This is a genomic window from Comamonas brasiliensis, assembly GCF_018292285.1.
In the GTDB taxonomy this organism is placed as follows: Bacteria; Pseudomonadota; Gammaproteobacteria; order Burkholderiales; family Burkholderiaceae_C; genus Comamonas; species Comamonas brasiliensis.
This window is the reverse complement of sequence record NZ_JAANES010000001.1, coordinates 475,583-496,191: the sequence shown is the minus strand read 5'-3', so window position 1 is coordinate 496,191 and position 20,609 is coordinate 475,583. Positions and strand designations below refer to the sequence as shown.

Sequence of the window (20,609 nt, the reverse complement as noted above, 5' to 3'; positions counted from 1 at the left end):
GCCCGGGCCGAAACTCAGAACTGGATGGACAGGGTGGCGATGGCGGTACGACCAGGGCCGATGAAATAGCTGCCGCCCTGCATCTCCGAGTAATTCAGGTCGCGCAGGTTGTTGATGGACACACGCAAAGTGGCGTTGGGAGTGATTTCGTAGCTTGCCCAGAGGTCGAACAGACGCCAGGATTTCTGGTTGTAGCGCTCGCCCTGCGTGGTCCAGACGCTGCTGTTGGTGCTGGGAGACTGAAAGCGCATGCGGCCGCCCAGCGTCAGCTTCTTGTCGAGCAGACGCACACCGGCGCTCAGGCTGGCGGTCTTTCTGGGCGGCAGCACATACCAGATGTTGGCGTCGCCCGGCTGACCCAGATTGTTGTTGGGGTAGCCCGTCAGACTGCCCAGAGGGAAGGAGTCATAACCACCCTTGCCAGTGTTGACGAGCATGTGGGTGTAGTTGAGGCTGCCGAAGACGCGGCCGTTGTCATAGTCGCCCTGCAGCTCCAGGCCCTTGCTGCGAAAAGGGTCCTGCAGATTCACGTAGGCATAGGGCCCCAGCAGGCCGCCCCCGGCGGTATCGATGGGCGACATGATGCGCGCGAGCGTCACATAGTCTTTGACCTTGTTGTTGAACCAGGCCGCTTTCACTCGCAGCTTGTCGCCCTTGCTCAGCACATCGTCAAACACGCCATTGGCCCCGACCTCCCAGTTGCGCGAACGCTCTGCGCGCAGATCCGGGTTGGGGTAGTAGGGAAAGAGGCTGCCCGTATGCTGACCCCACATCAGCGCCTCCGTCAGCGCCGGTGGACGCATGCCCCGACCCACGCTGGCAAACAGCTGTATGGGCTCCACCGGTTTGACGGCCAGCGCCAGGCGGGGTGCGAAAGCGCCATCGTTGCGATCAGCCTTGAAGCGGGTGTACAGCGCTGTCGACGGGGGGCGTACGCCCGGAGGGTTGATGAGCGAGCCGACGCGCATGCGTCCGTCCCCCTGCATGCCATACCAGTCATAGCGCAAGCCACCCGTGAGTTCCAACCAATCGCTGTGCATCCAGTTGAGTTCGCCGAACAGGCTGGCAACCGTGCGCTTGCCTTTCGGGGTCGAGCCCGCATACAGCGCCGTCGTGCCGGCATCCGCCCCCACCGAGAGCGCTTGTGCCTGCGGGTCGGTCCAGTCGTGGAAGAACTCCGCTCCGGTCTTGAGCAGCGCCGCATCCCTGGCGCCCCACTGAAGACGGGAGGTGTTCTCCAGCGTCCCCCCCACGGTACTGGTCTGGTACTGCAGGTCATAGGCATAGGGGTCCAGCGTGCCGCCCGCATATCGATGCGCCTGATTGCGGGTACGGGTGTAGTAGAGGCTGGACTTGAGATCCACCAGAGCGCTTGCGGACGGGTTCCACGCGTAGTTGGCCAGCAAGGTGTCGGTGCGAACATGGTTGAGAATGCCCCCGCCACTGGCCGACTGCGGCTTCTCGCCGAACTTCGCATCCATGCCGATATAGCTGAACTTGAGCTGCTGCTCGGGCGCGAAACGCCAGGTGCTCTTGAGCAATACCGAAGTCTGATCCTGAGAGGTCAGCTGGCTCACGCCATGCACCTGGCCACCCGCATCGTCGGTCATGGAACCGCGGTGGCCCTTTTCAAATTCGCCGACCTTCTTGCGACTGACCAGCATCACCAGATCAACGTCCTCACGGGGCTTGAGGCCCAGAGCCGCACTGCCGGCAAAGTGATAGCCGTTGTTGCCACTCGAAAGATTCAGCCGGGCGCCGCGGGTGCTGCCGTCCTTCATCAGGTCGTCTGCTTCGAGCGTGCGGAAGTTGACAACCCCCGCAATCATCCCTGCGCCGCCCACCGTGGAGGTTGGTCCCTTGGAGATATCCACACCACCCAGCATTTCCGGATCGAGATACACCGAGCCGTTGGAGCCATGTCCGCTTTGCTGGTAGTTCTGGCGCGTGCCGTCGATCATCACGTTGACCCGGCCAAAATCCTGCATGCCGCGAATATTCACCGACACTCCAGGATCCCTGCGACTTTGCGAGGTGTAGACACCCGGCACCTCTGCAAGAACATCGGCGGTGTTGCGCGGTGGCAGACGATCGATCTCCTCGCGCGTGACCACGGCTACCGAGGCAGCCGTCTCGAACACCTGCTGGCGCGCGTCCTTTTTCGCGACGACCAGCACCTCGTCCAGATTGCGCTCCTGCACACCGGCCCGAGCGCCTTGCGCAGCTTTCGGGGAACGGGCAGTTGCCGGCCGAACACGCCATGCGCCCGGCCCTTCGCTTTGCGCCTGAAGCGGATGATCCTCCAGCAGCGAATCCAGCGCGGCTTGAACCGTTGCCATGCCCTTGAATCCTCGGCTCTGCTTGCCTTGCACCAGGGCCGGATCAAACGCGATCATGACCTGAGCCTCACGGGCCAGTTGATTCAGCACCGCTTCCACCGGAGCTGCCGGAATCGAATACGAGCGCAACGCCTGGTTGCTCACCTGGGACGCGATTTGCGCATGGGCAGCCACCGGCGCCAGCGTGCCCCAGGCAAGGCTGACCGCGGCAGCAGTCAGGGCAAGTGCGGCGGGATGCCTAGGCGCGGATGCACGCATGCGTGGCAGGCGACGGGGGAGCATGAATAAGTCCTTTCTGAAAGCCGCCACGTCAGACCTGCCAAACGGCGGTCTTTTTCAAGGCGCTACTGTTAACAAGGACGAAGCAGCTCGCCAAACCCGTAATGTTTTTTTAAAAATTTTTTGTGCCTTGTGCGAACAGCCAGGAAACTTCAGCCGCGCGGCACCAGCGTGACCCAGTAACGCGTGCGTCGGCGCAACTCCAGGGGCCATGTTTTCTGCAGCAGATCCAGGCTGCGCTCGGTGTCCCTCAGACTGAACACTCCGGAGATAGGCAGTTGCGCCACACGCTCGTCGCAAGCCAGATACCCGGTCCGGTATCGACCGAGCTGCGTCACGAGGACCGACAGCGGCATGCTTCGGGCCACCAGCAGCCCATCCGTCCACGCATCGCCATCACCGTCGCCGGCCTTCAGCTCATGAACTCCCGAAGCATCGAACCAGGCCTGCTCGCCCTGACGCAGAAGCTGGACTTGTGACGTCGCTTGAGGTCTGAGCTCGACGACATCGCTCAATACCTGCACCTCGGTGCCGCCCTCGCGCACCTGCGTCAGAAAGCGGGTGCCAAGTGCTCGCACCTGACCGTGTGGCGTCTGCACGAACAAGGGACGATAGCGCTGCGCCTCGCTGTCGGCCCCCGAGGTCAGCGCGATACGCCCCTTGATCAGAACCAGGCGTCTCTCGCCCTCATCGAAGCGCAGGTTCACGGCCGTCGAAGTGTCCATCAGCATGATGGAGCCGTCGGCGAGCACCACACGGCGTACTTCACCAACTCCGGTACGAAGATCGGCCAGCAAGGCACTGTCGCTCCAATGCCGATTCGCTATCAGCACGCTGCACCCGGTCCCCATCGCAATGGCCATCAGGCCCATGGCCTTGCGCCGCCCCATATGCTTGCTCGCGCCATCCAGGGTCTGTTGCGCCAGAGCGGCCGGTACTGCGGGCATGCCGGCAAAACGACTTTGAATGCCCTGCAGCCGCTCCCAGGCCAGGGCATGCTCGGGCGCAGCCTCTCTCCAGAGCCGGCACTCATCCCAGACGGCTGCGGAGGCACTGCCGCCCTGAAGACGCACCAGCCATGCGATGGCCTTCTGGACCACCTCCGGCGACGGCTCGTTCGGGCCTGCGTTCATGCAGCGGCATCCAGATAAACGATGCGGTAGCAGTGCGCAAAGGCCGCTGCCATGTATTTTTCGACCGAGCTCAGGGACACACCCAGACGCGCCGCCACTTCCTTGTACGTCAGCCCATCGAGCTGCGCCAGCAAAAAGGCACTGCGCGCTCGGGCACCCAGCCCGTCCAGCATGCGGTCTATCTGCTCCAGTGCCTGCAGCACAATGGCCCGCTCCTCGGGCGAAGGACATACGGGCTCCGGCATCTGGGCCAAGGTCTCGAGATAGGCCCGCTCCAGAGACATGCGTCGGCAATGATCGATCAGTACGCTGCGTGCCACCGTGGCGAGAAAGGCCCGCGGCTCCTGCAACTCCTCCGGGCACTGCCTGAGAAGGCGCATATAGGTGTCCTGCGCCAGGTCTGACGCGTCCTGCACACAATGCACTCGCCGCCTCAGCCAGTTCACCAGCCATCCATGGTGGTCGCAATAAAGCGTGTGTAAAAGAGAAGAGGAACTAGCTTGCACACCAACCATGGCTCATGATTTCCGTACGGCTCAAATTTAATTACTGAGAATCATTCTCAATTGTATTCATTTGAAACACATACCATGCTTATCCTTGCATAGCTCAGGGGAATGCAGAGCTGATTCCCTGTCATGAATCGCCCAACGCTCCTGGAAAGGCCTTGAGGCGCAGACACTGGCCAGTGATGGGAAACCGCCGATACCGCCTTCCTAGGCCCTGCAAGCCGAATCAAGAAACAAATAAAAATCATTCTCAATAAAGTCTATACTCGGCTTTACATTTCTTCGCACGCCAGCATGAATTCTTGACACAAGCCAGCCAGCGAACCAGCCGCACCGTTTGTCTGCCTGTCATGCTGAGCTTCCCGTCCAACTGCGTTCCCTTGCCACGGGCGTTTCGCCCGCGCTTTGTCATTGCGGCTTCTGAATGCCGCAATCCTTGCCGCCCGCCAGCGCATCAGGAGGCGGCATGAAAGCCAGCGCCCCCCTTTCGTACTACCGGCTTGCCGTTGCCTCGCGCAGCCTGGCTGCCGGCCTTGGCGGCTATGCGCTCGCAGCCGTCAGTACCGCCGCCCTGAGTCTGCTGCTGAGTTCGCTGATGAGTCGCGTGGAGGCGGTGATGACGGCCACCCTTCTGTCCTGGGTCGTCTACGCCATGGCGATTGGCTGGACTTTCTATGCGCGCACAGCCTGGCTTGCCTGGGCCGGAGTGCTTCTTCCTGCGCTGTTCTTGGGGGCCGTGATTTACGGGACATCGTGGTGGGGAGTCCAGGCATGAGCGGCTCTCGAACCACGCACCAACCCGAGCAGGAAGGTTTTCGCCAGGCCATGTCCTGGCTGCACACCTGGTCGGGTCTGATTCTGGGATGGCTTCTGTTTGCGATTTTCGTCACCGGCACGCTGAGCTTCTTCAAGAACGAATTCAATCTGTGGATGCGGCCCGAGTTACATGGTCTGCCCGCGTCCGACAGCGACGTCGCACAACGCGCCCAGGTGGCGCTGCACGAGCACGCGCCGGGCGTCAGCAACTTCATCATGCGCCTGCCCGATGAACGCACGCCGGCCGTGAATGTACTGTGGCGCGACAAGCCCAACAGCCGCTTCGAGACCTTGCTGCTGCACCCGCAGACCGGTGCCGCACTGCAGACCCGCGAGACCGCCGGCGGAGAATTCTTCTACCGCTTCCATTTCGAACTTCGCACCGCTCACAAGGGCCGCTGGACGATCCAGGGCCGTTGGGTGGTGGGCGTAGCGACGCTGATGATGTTCATTGCCTTGCTGACCGGCGTGGTCACGCATCGCCGCATCTTCAAGGACTTCTTCACCTTTCGCCCGCGCAAGGGCGGGCAGCGCGCCTGGCTGGACGCACACAACGTTTCGGGGGTGCTGGTACTGCCCTTTTATCTGATGATCACCTTCAGCGGTCTGATGATTTTTCACGCCATGTATATGCCGGCCGGCATAGCCGCCGCCTACCCTGGCGCAAAAGGAACGGACACGCAAAGCTATTTCTCCGAGCTGCAGGGCGATGTTCCCGGTGCACGCAGTGCCAGGCGCGGCGGCAACGCGCAGGCCGAGCCCCTGCCCATGCTGGATCTGGCCCCCATGCTGAGCCAGGCCAGTCAGCTATGGCAGGGCGGTCGTGTCGGCAGCATCACGGTGCGCAGCGACAGCCAGGGCCCGCTGGTGGAGATCACCCGCCATGACGGCGACAGACTGCAATATGGGCCGGCGCGGCTGCGTTTCGACGGCAGCAGCGGTCAGCTGCAGACCCAGGTCGATCCGCAGGGCCCGGCCATCAAGACTTATGGCGTGCTCTATGGCCTGCATCTGGGGCGCTTCGCCGATACCGGGATGCGCTGGGTGCTGTTTGGCTTTGGCGTCATGGGTTCGCTGATGATTGCCTCGGGACTGATACTGTGGTCCGTCAAGCGCCGCGCCCAGGCCCTGCGCAAGACGCCTGCCGCCCCCCTGCCCTTTGGCGAAAGGATGGTGGCAAGTTTCAATATCGGCCTCATGGGCGGCCTGCCGCTGGCGATCGCTGCCTATCTGCTGGCCAACCGGCTGCTGCCCCTGGAAATGCCAGGCCGACCCGATGCCGAGCTGTCCTGCTTTTTCGGCATCTGGATACTGGCCTTGCTGCTGGGTCTGGTACGACCTTCACGCCAGGGCTGGGCACTGATCCTGGGTCTGACCGCCCTCGCCTATCTGCTTCTGCCCTTGGTCAATGCCCTGACCACCTCCACCCATCTGGGCATCAGCCTGCCAGCCTTGGACTGGAGCTGGGCCGGCATGGACCTGAGTTTTGCGGCCACGGGACTGATGTTTGCTGCCCTCACCCGGCATCTGCTCAGGCACAAGCCCCAGCCCGCAGCCAGACACGCAGCCCCTGCCAAGTCCGAGCGCAAAACCAACGCCGCGCGGATTCCCGGCGACAACACGGCGCAGGAGGCTTAACAGATGCTGCTCGACTTTCTGTTGTGCTTTGCCGCCTGGACAGCCCTGGCCTTGGCCATGGACCGACATCACGAAGATGCCTGGCCCGGGGTGGACAGTGAAGCACCTGCAGCCGCAGTGCTGCGCCAGCGCCTGTTCAAGAGTGGCTGGGCGCTGCTGGGCTTGTCCCTGGGTATTGCCCTGTGCTTGCCGGCTGCGAGCAGCGTCGCCCTGTCTGCAACGGCCTGGACCGCAGCTCTGTGCCTGTCGGCTCTGGCCGCCACCGCCCTGGCCACCTGGCAAGCGCCGCGCATGCCCGTGCTCGGCCTGGCTGCGCTGGGCCTGGCATTACTGGTTTTTTGCTTCAGCCGCCTCGGTCATTGAGACACCGAGCAGGGCCCGCCCGAGCCAGCCATCGCCCATCGATGACCCGCAAGCACGAGGAAAGCGCAGGGTCGCGCTTAGGCTCGGCGCTCGCGTGCGGACACCTGCCCGACAGTCTTTGCTCACGCATAGCCCTTCATTCAACTACCAGCATCCAAGGAGATTTTCATGCGCCACTTTTATCATGCCCTAGGCCTCGCCACCTTTCTGCTCGCCAGCCTTGGCACGGCCCAGGCACATCAGGTCTGGCTGGAAAACAATGGCGGCCACGCCCAGCTGTTCTTTGGCGAGTTCAACGACAACCTGCGCGAGACTTCGCCCGGTGCGCTGGACAAATTTCTGGGCACGCCCACGCTGGCCCAGCAAACAGCCAGCGGCACACAGCAACTGAGCGGCCAACGAAATGCCACTGGCTTCAGCTACAACGCCGCAAGCCAGGCCCAAACCCTTTTTGCCAGCGCCGCCTATCCCCTGATCGACCGCAGCAAGCGCAATGAGCCAGCCCTGCTATGGGTGCCTGCGGCCCGCTGGGTGGCAACGCCGGCACAGGCCGTGGCCGCCAATGCCCAAGCCCTTGATCTGGTGCCCACAGGCAAGCCGGGACAGCTCATGGTGAGCTTCAACGGAATGGCCCTGCCCAAGACCAAGGTGCAGATCGTCGCACCGCCAGGTTGGTCGCGCGAGGCACAAAGCGACGAGCAAGGCCGCGTCAACTTTGCCCTGCCCTGGAAGGGACTGTATGTGGCCGAGGTGCATCACAGCCACAAGCAAGGCGGCGAGGCGCAAGGCAAGAGCTATGGCGAGGCCAGCTATGTGACCACGTTGAGCTTCAGCATCGAAGACGGCATGCCATCACCCGTCCTGCCTGCAGCCGCCAAGCCCTGACATGCAACCGCATGCCACGCCAGCAAACGCTCCAGTCCTGACGGTCCTTCTCCGCAGCAGCTATTTGACAACCGCACCATGAACTCCCCATTTCCCGGCGTAACCAACCGACGATCACTGGCCTTGCTCAGTACCCTGGCCTGTCTGAGCCTGGGCACACAGGCTCAGACCTCGCCTTCCACCACCAGCACCAACAGCAATGCCGAAGTCACGCTCGCTCCTGTTACCGTGCAAGACAATCTGGCCGGCGAAACCGCCACCGGCCCGGTCACCGGCTTTGTCGCACGGCGGGCGATTTCGGCCACCAAGACAGATACGCCCCTGATCGAAACGCCGCAATCAATCAGCGTGGTCACGCGCGACCAGTTCGAGGCCCAGGGGGTGACCACCCTGCGTGAAACCACACGTTATACGGCGGGCATCAACTCCAGCTATTTCGACAACCGCGTGGACTCCTTCAAGGCACGCGGCGGCGATGTCAGCCAGTACCAGGACGGACTGCTGCGCACTTACGGCACCTACAACAACATCAAGGTCGAGCCCTACACGCTGGAGCGCGTGGAGTTTCTGCGCGGCCCTTCCTCCGTGCTCTACGGCCAGGGCAGCGTGGGCGGCGTGCTCAACCTGACCAGCAAGCGTCCGCAGGCCGAGCGCCTGAACGAGGTGCAGATTCAGCTTGGAAGCCACGGTCGCAAGCAGATTGCCAGCGACATGACCGGAGCCATGGACGAGGAAGGCAAGTGGCTCTATCGCCTGGTGGCCGTGGGCCGTGACAGCAACACCCAGGTCGACCACGTCAAGGACGACCGCGTGGTGATTGCGCCCTCCCTGACCTATCGTCCCAGCACCGATACCTCGCTCACACTGCAAGCCCTGTACCAGAAGGACAGGAGCGGATCCATCACCCAGTTCTTTCCCTGGCAGGGCACGCGCCTGCCCAGCCCCTACGGACAGATTCCAACGCGCACCTTTATCAGCGAACCAGGCTGGGACAAGTACGACTCGGAAAACAAATCCTTTGGCTATCTGTTCAGCCACCGCCTGAACTCGCAATGGACACTGCGCCAGAACCTGCGCCGCACCATCAGCGAAGTGGACTACCGTACGCTCTACACCAGCTTTGGCGCCAATGCAGCCACCGGCCGCCCTGCACGCCCGGTGTTTGACGCCAATGGCCGTACCGTGCAGCGCGATGCCGTATGGCAGATCAACGGCGGACGCATGCTGCTGGTCGACACGCAGCTCGAAGGCCTGCTGCAGACCGGCGACGTGCAACACCAGTTGCTGGCCGGCATGGACTGGCAGCGCAACACCAGCAACCAGTCCAACTGGCGCGGTCCAGGCACAGCTCTGGATGTCTATAACCCCGTGTATGGCACGTTCACGCCGCCCTCTGCCTCTCAACTGGTACGTGCGCCCAACGTGGCACAGCGCCAGCTCGGCTTCTATCTGCAAGATCAGTTGCGTTGGGGCCCCTGGACCGCGACGGTGGGTCTGCGTCACGACAAGGCCAAAACCGAGACCGAAGGTCGCCCGGCTGCGGCTGCCAACGACTCTGCCACCACCAAGCGCCTGGGTGTGACCTACCAGGCCGGCGGCGGCTGGGCACCGTATGTCAGCTATACGGAATCCTTCCAGCCTCTGGGCGGTGTGGACTTCTACGGCACGCCGTTCAAGCCCCAACGCGGCAAACAGCTGGAAGCCGGCGTCAAATGGATTCCGGAGAGCAAAGGTCTGTCTGGCTATGCCGCGGTCTATGGACTGCGCGAACAGAATCGCAAGACCAATGACCCAGCCAACCCACTCAACAGCCTGCAGCTGGGCGAGGTCAAAACCCAGGGCTTTGAAGCCGAGCTGATCGCCAGTCTGGCCAGAAACTGGGACTGGACGGTGGCCTACGCCTATACCGACGCAAAGATCAGCCGCAGCAACGCCGGCGATCAGGGGCAGCGCGTAGCCGCGGTATCTCGCCATATGGCATCTAGCTGGCTCATGCACCGCTTTGCAGCCCAGGGCCGCGGCGGCTGGAGCGTTGGCGCGGGCCTGCGCTATCTCGGACCGCAATGGAGCGGTACCTCTGCCATCGACACGCCCTCAGCCCTGCTGGCCGACGCGATGGTGGCCTATGACGCTGGCGACTGGCGCCTGGCGCTGCATGCCAACAATATCGGCGACAAGGTGGTGATCACCCAATGTCTGTCGCGTGGCGACTGCTTCTACGGCGAACGCCGCAACTTCCTGCTGACTGCCAGCTATCGCTATTGAGCGAGCAGCTCCGGCCGGCAACAGGAGTTTCCGTCCTGGTTCCCTGGGGCCTGCCATCCTGGCGGGCTCCAGGCCTTGCCCCGTGCAGCCGTTGCACTCGGCCCGGCTTGCTGCACGTGCAAGCGGTTGCCGTCGCCTGATCTCCTCTGTCCAGCAGCCATCAATCTTCAGCGCACGCAAGAACTACTCGTTGGGAGGCTGCTTGGCAGGTTCCGTGGGGAACAGCTCCTCTCTTCCGCCTTCGATCGGATTCGGGCCATTGGGATCGGAGGGGTCCATCGGATCCGCAGGATATTGTGGCTGCTGTGATGGATGAGGATTGGCTGGCTGCTCAGGCGCAGCAGGCGGCGTGCTGGCAACTGCATTCCCAGCCATGCTCTTCGGGGTCGCGGACTCACTTCTATGCTGCTCGGCAATGATGGTCGGCTCAGATGCCTTGTTCTCTGCGGGCTTGTCGTTTGTGCAATATTCCGTGGTACTAGCTGCGGAATGCTGATTGCCGTTCATAACAAACTCCTTGAAAGAGCCGCATCGGCAGAGGCGGCTGGTGTGAAGCGCTCACGACAATGAGCGCTGCAGTGCCGGGCTGATTCAGATCCACGGCACGCCGTAGTAGTCATGGACACGCCTTCCGTACTCATCGGTGTACTCGGGCACGGTGTCCACGGGATATCGAGGTCCTTCACGCAGTTGTTCCTTGGACAGGGAAACAACGTAGCCCTCCTGATTCACGTCGTATTTCAGAGTGCTCCATGGCAATGGATGGCGATCAGTGCCCATCCCCAGGAAGCCGCCAAACGCCATGACGGCGTAGCGAACCTGGCCGGATATCTTGTCGATCATCAAGGACTCGATCGAGCCCAGCTTTTCGCCAGCCGGGTTGTATACCTTGGTGCCGTCCACCTTGGACGATGAAATGAGAGCGGATGTGGTGATCATGTGAACTCCTTGTTTGAACTGACCACTGGGAAGCGCGGTGGCTGTTGAGAATTTCGACGGCTTAACGCCGGCTGAGCACCAATCCAATCAGTGCGCCAACCGCCAATGCCCCACCCACTGCACGCCAGGGTGAGTCGTGTACATAAGCATCCGCAGCCTGCGCCGCGGCCTTGGATTCGCAAACTGCATTGGATGAGGCGGTTCTCACTTTCTCAAGCGTTGTTGCTGCCTTGCTGAACAGCAGTGACGCTGCCGGATCCGCATCGCGCCCCTTGGACGCGAGGACTTCTTTCAAGTCATCCAGCAACTGGCTCAGGTCGTTGGCGAGGTCAGCGGTACTCGCTTTTCGAAATCTCATGTGAGCTCCTTTCGTGAACATGTGAGGTTCAGAGTAAGCACACAAGCTTGGAGCCGCTGTAGGCCGAGCCCGGGCCTGGCCATTTGAAATGTGACCTGAAGCAACGACATCCTCATCACTCAAACTGAGGATCAAAACCCTCCTCGTGAACAGGCCGGCCCCGCGCATGCCCGGTCGGCGCGGGGTATGCGGTGCTTCTCATGGCAAGCGACTTCGAACCTCTCGATCCTGAATCCGTGAATCGGTCCATAGCATCTGGACACGTCATTCACAGGTTCGAACATGTCTTGCCGTATGGACTACACGGCAGTCTTGGTCACTACACCAGACTGAGATTTCGAAAGGAGGCGCTTATGAAACCTAAAGACCATTTGACGGTGGCAAGCCCCGACGAAGCCAAAGTGAATCTCAGGAAAAAGGGCGACGCGGGGGCACATGGCAACGAGTCCCAGCTGCCGCACGAGCGGGATCAGTCATTGCATGCAACCGGCGGCAACGTTCACCCGGAGATGGAGCAAGCCCACAACGACCTCAAAAGAGGTCTGGTCGATACAGACGCCAGGGCCGGCGATGGACGCCCCTTGGGTAGCCGAAGAACGACCTAGTCCGGCTCACGTCTTGTATGACCGTCACTACACAGGAGATCCGATGCCATACCTTGATATTTCCCAATCCAGTTCCAGGCCCCTAAAACTGCACTATCAAGACTTTGGGAGTGGTCCGCCCGTTGTGCTCATTCATGGGTGGCCTCTGAGCGGACGCACCTGGGAGCCTCAGGTTGCCGATCTGGTTGACGCCGGATTCAGAGTGATTGCCTATGACCGGCGAGGCTTTGGCGCCTCTTCCCAACCCTGGGGTGGCTACGACTACGACTCGCTGGTCAGAGACCTCAATGAGCTGATCACGGAACTTGAACTGGAGAAGGTCTGCCTGGTGGGCTTCTCCATGGGCGGCGGCGAAGTGGCTCGCTACATCGGGACCTATGGCACAGCCTTTATCCGATGTGCAGTGTTCGCTGCGGCTGTTCCACCGTTCCTGCTCAAGTGCGAGACGAACCCGCAAGGAGCGGTCACCGAAGCAGACGTTGCGAAGAAGGAGCAGGCCGTTCTTCAGGACCGCCTGAGTTTTCTGGATGAATTCACACAGAAATTCTTCTCGAATGCGCAAGGCAGCTTGCTGGTCAGCGAGGCACAGCGCGAGTATGCCAAGACGATTGCGGCATTTGCCTCAGCGAAGGCAACCCATGCCTGCATCGGCTCCTTCTCGAGAACCGACTTTCGGGGCGATCTGCAGAAAATTGATGTGCCTACGCTCATCATTCATGGCGACAGCGACCGCATTGTTCCTCTGGAGGTCAGCGGGGCCAGAACCCACGATGCAGTGAAAGGCAGTCAGATCCATATCATCAAAAACGGGCCGCACGGCTGCAATCTCTCGCATGCCCAGGAGTTCAATCGGGCGCTGATCGATTTCATCAAGGCTCACTGAGCCTCTCTTTCTTCGCTGCCTTGAAAGGAGCCTGCCATGATGTCCCCCCCCTTAGCTGGCCTGCATTGATGAATGCAACGGCTGTGCCGCCGCTTGCGATTCATGCTTTGCATGCCTGCCTCAAGGAAAGCGATGTGCAGAGATGACCTGCTGCCTCATGCTGGATGCTGACTGTGCAGCAATCTGATGTCTCGCTGCGTTCTCCATGGCTCGCAACAGCGAGATGGACAGACATGTGCCAATGAATGCAAACAGCACTTGCCCGCGTACGTCAAGCCTGTGCAGATGCCTGCAAAAAGTGTGCAGCAGCCTTTGTAGCAATCTCTGCAACTCTGTCTGATCAGACGCTGATCTGAGCCTACGTCGCTATGGCTTGGATTTGGGCTTGGCTCTGCCCGAGCCGGACTTTTTACCGCCCCCAGACTCTTTGTTCACCGTGGCCCAAGCGATCTCTTGGGCTCTTTTTTCGCTCACTCCCCGCTCCTCATAGCTCTCTTCGATATGTGCAGCCTGGCGCTTCTGCTTGTCCGTGTATTTGGATTTATCCCCTCTTGGCATCTGCGGCCTCCTTCAGGGCTGGGGCGCAGGTTCTGGCGGAAGCTGCACAGGAGGAACATCCTGGGGAGGATCAATCGGCTTGGGCTTGGAGGGAACAACACCTGGGGGTCGATTCGGATCCTCAAGCGGGGGGAGATTGGGGGCATCGGGGCCGGTCGCATTCAGAATTTTCATGACCTTTCTCCTTGGACTTCATCCCACCTTACTGTCGCTGCTGAAGCAAGTAAATGGCAGAGCCTGGTCGATGGCGATCATCGTTACAAAAGACAGGTTTGGTCTCCGACTTCCTACAAAGTGGTTTTTTATGACGCGTCATGCTTGAACCACAGCAAGCAACCGCTTGTTGTTCACCTCAACTGAAGGACTAGAGTTATGCAACAGCAAAACAACCAGCAGAACAACGTGAATCAACAAGGTCAAAACGCGGCGGATCAGCAAAAAAAGCAGCAACAGCAGCAAGCCCCAAAGCAGCAACAGCCTGGGCAGCAGCAGGGTCAGCAGAAGCAGCAACAGGCAAAATAGGACGTGATAACGCGACCAGTGAGCTTGAAGATGTTTGCCACCCTTTGACAAACAAGCAGTATCGAAGTCTCTACTGGCCGCTACAGATGGGGCAACCTATCAAGAGTCCGAATTTCAATCAGCAGCAGTGCAAATGCAATAAGCGGCAACTAGGCGAGGAAACAAAGCCATCGCCAAGTATTCAAATGCATTGACTGTCAACGCTGAAGGACTGCTTGATACGACCCTGAAATTTGCCCGCTTCGGCGGGCATTTTTATGGGTTCATCCAACGCCTACCGACACCAACTGGTCTTGTGGCGCAGCTGGCAGCACACCCAGAATCTGGGGCGCATCTTCTTCAATCGATTGAATAACGACACTTCCATCCATATGCAGATGGACTCGTACCGAAAAATTCGCGTCAATATCGGTAAACGCGACATCGGAGTCGAGACCCTGCCAACCATCTTCGATACAGAGCTTTCTGTTCAGCAAAGCCTGTACAAGCACTTCAGGAGCACCACCCTCAAGATGAGTTTGCGCCCACAAACCCATGATCAGATCATGCGCGTCCTGCTGACAATGACATGGCTTTGCCGCTTCAATCTTGCTCAGCCAGTCATGCAGCTTTAAATCAAATGGCGCAGGCGTTCCTGGAATTGGCATGTTCCTCCCGTTTGTAAGAATGATCCTTCAACTTACGCGAAGTCATCCCTACCTCTAAACGGTTTTACCCAAAGTAACAAGATTCACACAGCTCCAGCCTTGAGTGTTCGTGCTTCTCAAATGCTGTTCTTCTGCGCTTCCCAGATCGGTCTCCATCAAGTTGATCGCCAGATATTCCTCTCTCAGATGACGGCGGCATGAGCCAAAGAACAGGTACCCCAGGCCCCATTTCGAAGAAAATCAAGCTTCTGCAGCTGATGGGCAGTGCGTCACGCAGTACACAATCTCGACCCGTACTGACTTCTTCATATTTCACAGCTCCTCAGGCACATATCCGGATGTATCGATATCCATGCAGATTTGAGGCACGCATGAAAAAAGGCAGAGCATGAAACTCCGCCTTTACGTCTTCAGACCTGCCGAGCCTATTGACCGAAACGCCTCTTGGCATCCGCTATACAGGCATCTTTGACATCGCCGGACAACGGATCACAGCGCTCTTTAGCGGCCTTGTAATCCGCTTCCCTGGTTCTCTCGCTGGCGTCCTTTCTTGCGTTGGCAATATCACCTGGCTTTGCAGCCGGATCATTTCGAACTTCGGAGACTTTCGCGGACTCCAGTGCCTTTACATGCGCGGCCTTTGCATCCTTTTGACACACATCTTTCGAATTGCCAGAGAAGTCGTCGCACTTTTCCTTGGCCACTCCGTAATCGGCATCAGCCTTCGCTCTGGCGACCGCATACTGGTTTTTTTCGTTGGGCTCGGCTTTGTATTTCAGCTCCGCTGACGACACCTTCTCAGCGCCTTTCGCCTGCTCTTCGCAGACGTCCTTGGCATTGCCCTTCAGTGTCTTGCATTGCTCTTTGGCGGCCTTGTATTCCGCGCTGATACGTTGCTTCTCTGCTGTGTGCTCCGCGGGAGTCAAAGCGAAAGCCGATGCGGTTAAAGCGGTTGCGGCGTAAACGATGGCCAACTTAGGGTTGAACTTCATGACACTTTCCTTTTCAGGTTGTTATCACGATGCCTTTAGACATACGCAATGGATCGTTAACCCGCCCAACGGCGGCGCTGCCTGAGCGTGCGCCTCTGTTGTGCAGGGCGAGCTTTGACTCTAGAACCCGTGTGCCTGGCAAAGCGTCAGGCATACCTAAAAATGAGGGTGGGTCTGAGCCTACGCTGGCCGTCCACAGACGCTCATCGGTTCAGGGCCCAGAACCCGCTGCAGCCAGGAACGCACGAGGCTCCCAGGCCTGACCTGACAAGGAGCGACTTCAAAAATCGGACTGCGCGTCAGCGAGGCTTATGCGAAGTTGTCTCACAGACATGCATGGCGATGCCATCTAAGTTAGGACATACGCGGCTGGCCTGACTCCCGCAGAAGCTGCCAGCCTTGTGTTCACCCCATAACTCAGAGACCCACGTATGTCCCAAACTGCACAAAGGAAAACCGCTCACGCGCCACTGAAGATTGATACCCAAGCACTGGAAAGAGCCAAGCGCAGCCTGGATGACGGAGCCGTCGTTGAAGAAAAAAGCCCCTGGCGCGAGGACATCATCCAGTTGCTGAATGATTCCCTGGCCACCGAGCTTGTCTGCATTCTGCGATACAAACGCCACCACTTCACGGCTACCGGCCTGTCCTCGCCAGCCATAGCCGGTGAATTTCTCGTGCATGCCAACGAGGAGCAGTCCCATGCCGATCGAATAGCAGCGCGCATTGTCCAACTGGGTGGTGAGCCTGACTTCAATCCGGCCACGCTTGTTGACCGCAGTCACGCTGACTACGATGAACAGCTGGACCTGCATTCCATGATTCGGGCCAACCTCGTTGCCGAACGAGTGGCGATCGAGGCCTACACACAGATGATTGCCCTGATCGGGGATAAAGACCACACCACTCGCCGGCTGATTGAGCAGATCCTTGAACAGGAGCAGGAGCACGCTGACGAGCTGTCCGACTGGATGCATAAATAGCAGCAGTCATAAGCATCTGAGCGGGGTATCGGGTCCAAGCCACCGGCTTCCAGTATCCGTTGCTGCGGCTCAGCCAGCCATTGCCAGCACCAGAATGCCGGCGCAGGAGGCGCTGCTATCCCGGACACGTGTCACCTCACGCGCAGTGTCCTCAATGAACGGTTTGAGCTTGTCGTGCCGCCGGGCAGGCCCACCCGCTGCATGGCCGTATCCTGTGCAAGGCAGTGCATCGTCAATGCCCCCGCACTTCGGCCGTGCTCCAGGGCAGGAAACCGATGACCACAGCTGATGCTTCAGTGGTCCGGCAAGGTTCATCGCTGTCATTCAGCCCTGAAATGAGCAACCAGGAGCGGTCCGGGTTGCTCTGGCGAACAGGACACAGCCTATCGGAGCTAAAAACCGGCTTCTCGCCAGAAGACACTTGTCGCAGTTTTCACAAACTGCGATGCAGCAGCTTCCCAACGACCGCGAATGGCGACTTTGCCACGCCAGCGGTGTTGAAAATCGGTGTCTGCCTCCAGCGGTGTCACCACATCCAGCACCACTCTGTAGACCGGGCGCTCCGGGTACAGGGTGGATTGCATGCTTCGGACCTGAATCATGCCGCCAGCCGCCGAAGACAGCGCAGCCTCCGAGAGAGTACGACTCGCATCCTGATCGACACTACGCACCCTCAGATCCAGCACCGGCCCCACACCAGCGTCAGCGATGAAAATTGCGCTGTCGCCGGTGCTGATGCGCTGGACATCTTCTTCCTGCACATAGGCAAGAACCTCCAAGCGATCACGGCCCACGACTCTGCCCAGCAGTTCGTTGCGGGCGAGCCAGTCTCCTGACCGCAGATCAGGATCCACATCTCGCAGCACTCCGGCGCCCGAGGCATTCAGCCGGTATCGGCTGGCTTCGGTTTCCACCGCCTGCTGTTGGGTGGCCGCCTGCAGCTGGCGCTCCTGCAGAACCTGCCAATCTCGACGCAGCTCCGAGTCGAAACCTGCCGCAGCTATTTGCTGTGAATACTGGATTCTCTGGGCATCGTTCTGAGCCTGAGCAGCCTTGAGCGCCGGGGAATTCAGCACAAAGACAGGCGCATCCAGCGTGATCGTATCTGCGTTGCCAAGTATTTGCTGTTGCAGCTGCGATGCGTCAAGCGCATGCAAAGGCCAAATATCACTGGATTGCAACATGCCCTCCGTGCGAATCGGAGCAGGCATTGGAAGCCAGCACAGCGCAACAAGGACAAAGGCACCGACAGCGCTCCAACGAGCTCTTCGACTACGCACAATTTGAGGCCAGCGTGAAGACCACGCTGAAATCTCTGACCACACAGGCTTGGCAATGAACCACACGATTTCCACCAGAAACAGCAAAATACCCAACGCCTTGACAAAGAAGTGATAGACCAAGGCCGCAATACCCAAGAAAAGAACCAGTCGATAAATCCAGGTAGCCCAGGCAAACAGGATCAGCCCGCGGCGTTTGGCATTGGAGAAAAACTCTGGCGGAGGTTCTCCGAGCTTGAATAATCTCTCCCTCATATCCCAGCGTGCCAGGGCAAAGGCACGTGAGTGCAAATTGGGCATTTGCAGAAAATCGGACAGCAGAAAATACCCATCAAAGCGCATGAATGGGCTTGCATTGATGACCAGGGTGCTGACCCATGTCGTGGTGGCCAGCAAGAAGGCCATGGATTTGGGTGCCCCCTCCGGCAACCAGACCCAGGCCAGCAAGGCCCATGCGGCAATGATCAGCTCCGTTGCAATTCCGGCGCCCGCCACCTTGAGGCGCTGGTCACGCCGTGTCAACTTCCAGACCTCATTGGTATCTGTGTATGCCACCGGCCATAGCACCAGAAAAGCGACGCCCATGGTGGGAACGCGGCATCCGAATCGCTTGGCGGTCAAGCCGTGCCCCAGTTCATGCAATACCTTGACAAACCCCAAAGTCAAGCCGTAGGCCGCCAGGCCTTGCCAGGTCAGCGAATCAACCAAGGTCGCGGTAAACACACCCCACGCGCGGGAAACGCCCCAAAGTCCAGCGCACAAAGCCAGCAAGGTAATCCAGGCAAAAGTGCGACTGAAAAGAAAGTCCAGCCGCGGCGCCCATCTTGTCAGCCAGCGATCGGGCTTGATCAGAGGGACCCGAAAAAAGAGGTAGTTATGCAAAAGCCATTGCATCCAGCTTGAACGCCTGGACTGCCAACGCTCGGCCAGCGTGCCCGCACTATTGGGAAGTGGCTCCAGTAGATCATTGCGCTGCGCAAACTGGAAAAGCGCGTTCACGTCCTCCTGATGCAGCGTCAATGTCGTTTGAGCATTCACATCCTGCACGATCGCTTCAGCGGCCCCAAAATGCCAGCGCTTGAACACCTCAAAGCTGGCCCAGTCCAGCTGGAAAAACAGATTACGCACGGGATCATGCAGGGTCCAGCTGGGCTGGCCATCGGGCAGCACAGGACCGGCAAGCAAATCCAGCTCTTCACGCAATGCAGGCCATGCGGTACTCATGCCGACTTACCAGGCAAGGAACTGCCGCAGGACAGCCCAGGGCTTGCGCAAAACCCAATAGACCAGGGGCACCCAATCGCCTTGAAGTTTGGCGGTACCTTTGAGGCCAATACGGGCCTCCTCCCTATTGGGCGGCATGGTGGCTCGCACCCGGTACGCATAGCTACCATCCGGTCTGGCACTGGCGTCGTATGCCATGTACCGGAGCTTGCCCTCCAGGCCGGCCATGGGATTGGCAGCCAGATACAGCTTCACCGTAGAACCCTGCTCCAATGGAATGGCATCCCCGATGGGGATCCAGGCCTCGATTTCCACCTCATCAGGCCGGGCAATGCGCATCACGCGCTCGCCCGTCTGAACAGGCTTGCCAAGCCATTCCGTGGGGGAATCAAACAGGACCATGCCATCTTCAGGTGCCAGCACCCGGCTGCGCTCACGCTGATCGCTCAGATATTGCACCTCGGCGCGCTTCTCGCCTATACGCCCGACGAGCACGGCCAGCTGCGCCTTGGAGCGAGCATCGCCCAAGGCCAGCTGGGCGGATTGCCGGTACTCAGCCTCAGCGGTCAGCAAAGCTTGCTGGGCAACTTCCAATCGGCTGCCAATCTGCGCCTCATCCAGTCCAAACAGGCGTTCACCTTTACGGACCACTTGGTTGGGCTGGACATGAATCTGATCGATGACGCCATCCAGAGGTGCTCTCAACACCACAGGCTGGGCTGCTACCAGTTCACCCGGCGCAAGAACGCTCATATGCACAGGGACAGCACCAATCGCAATAAGCCCGCCAATGATCCAGACAGGCTTTCTCTGCCACCAGCTCCTGGCTGCAGCTTTTGATACCGCCGCAGGCTTTCGCCAGAACCTGGATTGGCCTGCCTGCAATGCAGCGTATGCATGGAACCAGATATGACACCATTCGGCGAGCAGCGGAAAACGCTGCTCTTCAATAGGCTGCGCCCCTGAAAGCAACAGCCCACCGCAACAAACAGGTGTCTGGGCATCCTGCACAAGAGGCACCCATATCGCATAAGCGCCCAGCCATTCGTTCCAGGAACTGGCCAGCTCGGGAGGAAGCTGGGCCGGTTCAATGCGCCGAACCTGAACGGATGGCTGCGCCTGGAGAAACTGGCCAACCCCGTGCAGCCACTGCGCATAAGGAGTGTTCCTGTCGGTCTCGACCACGCCGGACAGCGCCGTCACACCCTCCTTGTCCAGCCACAAACATGCTTGACGGTAAGGCACGAGCAAACGACTGTCGTTGACCAGCAAAAAGCGCAGTTCGGCGCTGCTGCGCGCGGCTCTGGCTCGATGCCCAAGCTCGAGCAGCAGCATTGCCGGATTTGCGTTCTGAGGAGAAACGGCTGCATTCATCGCACAACCGCCTCATG

At 59.7% G+C, this 20,609-nt stretch carries 20 protein-coding genes; 10 read left to right on the top strand and 10 right to left on the bottom strand.

Annotated features, from left to right (window positions below; genetic code table 11):
* Positions 1-14 precede the first annotated feature (14 nt).
* Positions 15-2,621, bottom strand: a complete 2,607-nt coding sequence (locus tag DJFAAGMI_RS02230; protein ID WP_211455783.1) for a TonB-dependent receptor — start codon at positions 2,619-2,621, stop codon at positions 15-17.
* On the opposite strand from DJFAAGMI_RS02230, the gene DJFAAGMI_RS02225 reads away from it, so the two are divergent.
* Complete coding sequence (locus DJFAAGMI_RS02225; protein ID WP_211455782.1) at positions 2,620-2,793, top strand: hypothetical protein; 174 nt, start codon at positions 2,620-2,622, stop codon at positions 2,791-2,793. The genes DJFAAGMI_RS02230 and DJFAAGMI_RS02225 overlap by 2 nt on opposite strands.
* On the opposite strand, the gene DJFAAGMI_RS02220 is transcribed toward DJFAAGMI_RS02225, so the two are convergent.
* On the bottom strand, positions 2,771-3,751 hold the full coding sequence (locus tag DJFAAGMI_RS02220; RefSeq protein ID WP_211455781.1) for a FecR domain-containing protein: 981 nt from the start codon (positions 3,749-3,751) through the stop codon (positions 2,771-2,773). The genes DJFAAGMI_RS02225 and DJFAAGMI_RS02220 overlap by 23 nt on opposite strands.
* The gene (locus DJFAAGMI_RS02215; RefSeq protein WP_029158818.1) at positions 3,748-4,266 is read right to left on the bottom strand and encodes a sigma-70 family RNA polymerase sigma factor; all 519 of its coding nucleotides are present in this window, start codon (positions 4,264-4,266) and stop codon (positions 3,748-3,750) included. The genes DJFAAGMI_RS02220 and DJFAAGMI_RS02215 overlap by 4 nt, the downstream gene beginning before the upstream one ends.
* 460 nt (positions 4,267-4,726) lie before the next feature.
* Here DJFAAGMI_RS02215 and DJFAAGMI_RS02210 point away from each other — a divergent pair, with 460 nt between their 5' ends.
* The 5 genes from DJFAAGMI_RS02210 to DJFAAGMI_RS02190 all read left to right on the top strand — a co-directional run bounded on the left by DJFAAGMI_RS02210 (position 4,727) and on the right by DJFAAGMI_RS02190 (position 10,227).
* Complete coding sequence (locus DJFAAGMI_RS02210; protein WP_211455780.1) at positions 4,727-5,035, top strand: DUF3649 domain-containing protein; 309 nt, start codon at positions 4,727-4,729, stop codon at positions 5,033-5,035.
* Positions 5,032-6,714 (top strand): PepSY-associated TM helix domain-containing protein, encoded by a 1,683-nt coding sequence (locus DJFAAGMI_RS02205; RefSeq protein ID WP_211455779.1) that lies wholly within the window; start codon positions 5,032-5,034, stop codon positions 6,712-6,714. The genes DJFAAGMI_RS02210 and DJFAAGMI_RS02205 overlap by 4 nt, the downstream gene beginning before the upstream one ends.
* 3 nt (positions 6,715-6,717) lie before the next feature.
* Positions 6,718-7,077, top strand: a complete 360-nt coding sequence (locus tag DJFAAGMI_RS02200; protein WP_211455778.1) for a DUF3325 domain-containing protein — start codon at positions 6,718-6,720, stop codon at positions 7,075-7,077.
* Between the two features lie 168 nt (positions 7,078-7,245).
* Positions 7,246-7,962: a TonB-dependent receptor gene (locus tag DJFAAGMI_RS02195; protein ID WP_211455777.1), complete on the top strand. Its 717-nt coding sequence runs from the start codon at positions 7,246-7,248 to the stop codon at positions 7,960-7,962.
* Positions 7,963-8,040: 78 nt separating this feature from the next.
* On the top strand, positions 8,041-10,227 hold the full coding sequence (locus DJFAAGMI_RS02190; protein WP_211455776.1) for a TonB-dependent siderophore receptor: 2,187 nt from the start codon (positions 8,041-8,043) through the stop codon (positions 10,225-10,227).
* A 183-nt stretch (positions 10,228-10,410) separates the two neighbouring features.
* Here DJFAAGMI_RS02190 and DJFAAGMI_RS02185 read toward each other — a convergent pair whose 3' ends face one another.
* The 3 genes from DJFAAGMI_RS02185 to DJFAAGMI_RS02175 form a co-directional block, all read right to left on the bottom strand.
* Positions 10,411-10,734 carry a hypothetical protein gene (locus DJFAAGMI_RS02185; RefSeq protein ID WP_211455775.1) on the bottom strand — a complete coding sequence of 108 codons (324 nt, stop codon included), beginning with the start codon at positions 10,732-10,734 and terminating at the stop codon, positions 10,411-10,413.
* Positions 10,735-10,818: 84 nt separating this feature from the next.
* Positions 10,819-11,166 (bottom strand): PRC-barrel domain-containing protein, encoded by a 348-nt coding sequence (locus DJFAAGMI_RS02180; RefSeq protein WP_003056880.1) that lies wholly within the window; start codon positions 11,164-11,166, stop codon positions 10,819-10,821.
* Positions 11,167-11,227: 61 nt separating this feature from the next.
* On the bottom strand, positions 11,228-11,524 hold the full coding sequence (locus DJFAAGMI_RS02175) for an ElaB/YgaM/YqjD family protein (protein WP_249333714.1): 297 nt from the start codon (positions 11,522-11,524) through the stop codon (positions 11,228-11,230).
* A 353-nt stretch (positions 11,525-11,877) separates the two neighbouring features.
* Between DJFAAGMI_RS02175 and DJFAAGMI_RS02170 the strand changes: the two genes are divergently transcribed.
* The 3 genes from DJFAAGMI_RS02170 (at position 11,878) to DJFAAGMI_RS02160 (ending at position 14,092) form a co-directional block, all read left to right on the top strand.
* Positions 11,878-12,129, top strand: a complete 252-nt coding sequence (locus DJFAAGMI_RS02170) for a hypothetical protein (RefSeq protein WP_155293547.1) — start codon at positions 11,878-11,880, stop codon at positions 12,127-12,129.
* A 13-nt stretch (positions 12,130-12,142) separates the two neighbouring features.
* The gene (locus tag DJFAAGMI_RS02165; protein WP_283245716.1) at positions 12,143-13,012 is read left to right on the top strand and encodes an alpha/beta fold hydrolase; all 870 of its coding nucleotides are present in this window, start codon (positions 12,143-12,145) and stop codon (positions 13,010-13,012) included.
* 930 nt (positions 13,013-13,942) lie between these two features.
* Complete coding sequence (locus tag DJFAAGMI_RS02160; protein ID WP_003056894.1) at positions 13,943-14,092, top strand: hypothetical protein; 150 nt, start codon at positions 13,943-13,945, stop codon at positions 14,090-14,092.
* Between the two features lie 263 nt (positions 14,093-14,355).
* Here DJFAAGMI_RS02160 and DJFAAGMI_RS02155 read toward each other — a convergent pair whose 3' ends face one another.
* Both DJFAAGMI_RS02155 and DJFAAGMI_RS02150 read right to left on the bottom strand, forming a co-directional pair.
* Positions 14,356-14,739: a hypothetical protein gene (locus DJFAAGMI_RS02155; protein WP_211455773.1), complete on the bottom strand. Its 384-nt coding sequence runs from the start codon at positions 14,737-14,739 to the stop codon at positions 14,356-14,358.
* 425 nt (positions 14,740-15,164) lie between these two features.
* Positions 15,165-15,731, bottom strand: coding sequence for a hypothetical protein (locus DJFAAGMI_RS02150; protein WP_211455772.1), 567 nt, complete (start codon positions 15,729-15,731; stop codon positions 15,165-15,167).
* 431 nt (positions 15,732-16,162) lie between these two features.
* Between DJFAAGMI_RS02150 and DJFAAGMI_RS02145 the strand changes: the two genes are divergently transcribed.
* Positions 16,163-16,714 (top strand): ferritin-like domain-containing protein, encoded by a 552-nt coding sequence (locus tag DJFAAGMI_RS02145; RefSeq protein ID WP_211455771.1) that lies wholly within the window; start codon positions 16,163-16,165, stop codon positions 16,712-16,714.
* 392 nt (positions 16,715-17,106) lie between these two features.
* Here DJFAAGMI_RS02145 and DJFAAGMI_RS02140 read toward each other — a convergent pair whose 3' ends face one another.
* Together DJFAAGMI_RS02140 and DJFAAGMI_RS02135 are read right to left on the bottom strand one after the other, a co-directional pair.
* The gene (locus tag DJFAAGMI_RS02140) at positions 17,107-19,218 is read right to left on the bottom strand and encodes a site-2 protease family protein (RefSeq protein ID WP_211455770.1); all 2,112 of its coding nucleotides are present in this window, start codon (positions 19,216-19,218) and stop codon (positions 17,107-17,109) included.
* Positions 19,219-19,224: 6 nt separating this feature from the next.
* Positions 19,225-20,592 (bottom strand): efflux RND transporter periplasmic adaptor subunit, encoded by a 1,368-nt coding sequence (locus DJFAAGMI_RS02135; RefSeq protein WP_211455769.1) that lies wholly within the window; start codon positions 20,590-20,592, stop codon positions 19,225-19,227.
* Positions 20,593-20,609: the final 17 nt, after the last annotated feature.

Bases quoted from the DNA above. Each gene is read 5' to 3' on its own strand.
- DJFAAGMI_RS02150 (WP_211455772.1), bottom strand. From the start codon at position 15,731: ATGAAGTTCAACCCTAAGTTGGCCATCGTTTACGCCGCAACCGCTTTA.
- DJFAAGMI_RS02180 (WP_003056880.1), bottom strand. From the start codon at position 11,166: ATGATCACCACATCCGCTCTCATTTCATCGTCCAAGGTGGACGGCACC.
- DJFAAGMI_RS02230 (WP_211455783.1), bottom strand. From the start codon at position 2,621: ATGCTCCCCCGTCGCCTGCCACGCATGCGTGCATCCGCGCCTAGGCAT.
- DJFAAGMI_RS02160 (WP_003056894.1), top strand. From the start codon at position 13,943: ATGCAACAGCAAAACAACCAGCAGAACAACGTGAATCAACAAGGTCAA.
- DJFAAGMI_RS02200 (WP_211455778.1), top strand. From the start codon at position 6,718: ATGCTGCTCGACTTTCTGTTGTGCTTTGCCGCCTGGACAGCCCTGGCC.
- DJFAAGMI_RS02195 (WP_211455777.1), top strand. From the start codon at position 7,246: ATGCGCCACTTTTATCATGCCCTAGGCCTCGCCACCTTTCTGCTCGCC.
- DJFAAGMI_RS02210 (WP_211455780.1), top strand. From the start codon at position 4,727: ATGAAAGCCAGCGCCCCCCTTTCGTACTACCGGCTTGCCGTTGCCTCG.
- DJFAAGMI_RS02155 (WP_211455773.1), bottom strand. From the start codon at position 14,739: ATGCCAATTCCAGGAACGCCTGCGCCATTTGATTTAAAGCTGCATGAC.
- DJFAAGMI_RS02170 (WP_155293547.1), top strand. From the start codon at position 11,878: ATGAAACCTAAAGACCATTTGACGGTGGCAAGCCCCGACGAAGCCAAA.
- DJFAAGMI_RS02185 (WP_211455775.1), bottom strand. From the start codon at position 10,734: ATGAACGGCAATCAGCATTCCGCAGCTAGTACCACGGAATATTGCACA.
- DJFAAGMI_RS02225 (WP_211455782.1), top strand. From the start codon at position 2,620: ATGAATAAGTCCTTTCTGAAAGCCGCCACGTCAGACCTGCCAAACGGC.
- DJFAAGMI_RS02215 (WP_029158818.1), bottom strand. From the start codon at position 4,266: ATGGTTGGTGTGCAAGCTAGTTCCTCTTCTCTTTTACACACGCTTTAT.
- DJFAAGMI_RS02220 (WP_211455781.1), bottom strand. From the start codon at position 3,751: ATGAACGCAGGCCCGAACGAGCCGTCGCCGGAGGTGGTCCAGAAGGCC.
- DJFAAGMI_RS02145 (WP_211455771.1), top strand. From the start codon at position 16,163: ATGTCCCAAACTGCACAAAGGAAAACCGCTCACGCGCCACTGAAGATT.
- DJFAAGMI_RS02140 (WP_211455770.1), bottom strand. From the start codon at position 19,218: ATGAGTACCGCATGGCCTGCATTGCGTGAAGAGCTGGATTTGCTTGCC.
- DJFAAGMI_RS02135 (WP_211455769.1), bottom strand. From the start codon at position 20,592: ATGAATGCAGCCGTTTCTCCTCAGAACGCAAATCCGGCAATGCTGCTG.
- DJFAAGMI_RS02190 (WP_211455776.1), top strand. From the start codon at position 8,041: ATGAACTCCCCATTTCCCGGCGTAACCAACCGACGATCACTGGCCTTG.
- DJFAAGMI_RS02175 (WP_249333714.1), bottom strand. From the start codon at position 11,524: ATGAGATTTCGAAAAGCGAGTACCGCTGACCTCGCCAACGACCTGAGC.
- DJFAAGMI_RS02205 (WP_211455779.1), top strand. From the start codon at position 5,032: ATGAGCGGCTCTCGAACCACGCACCAACCCGAGCAGGAAGGTTTTCGC.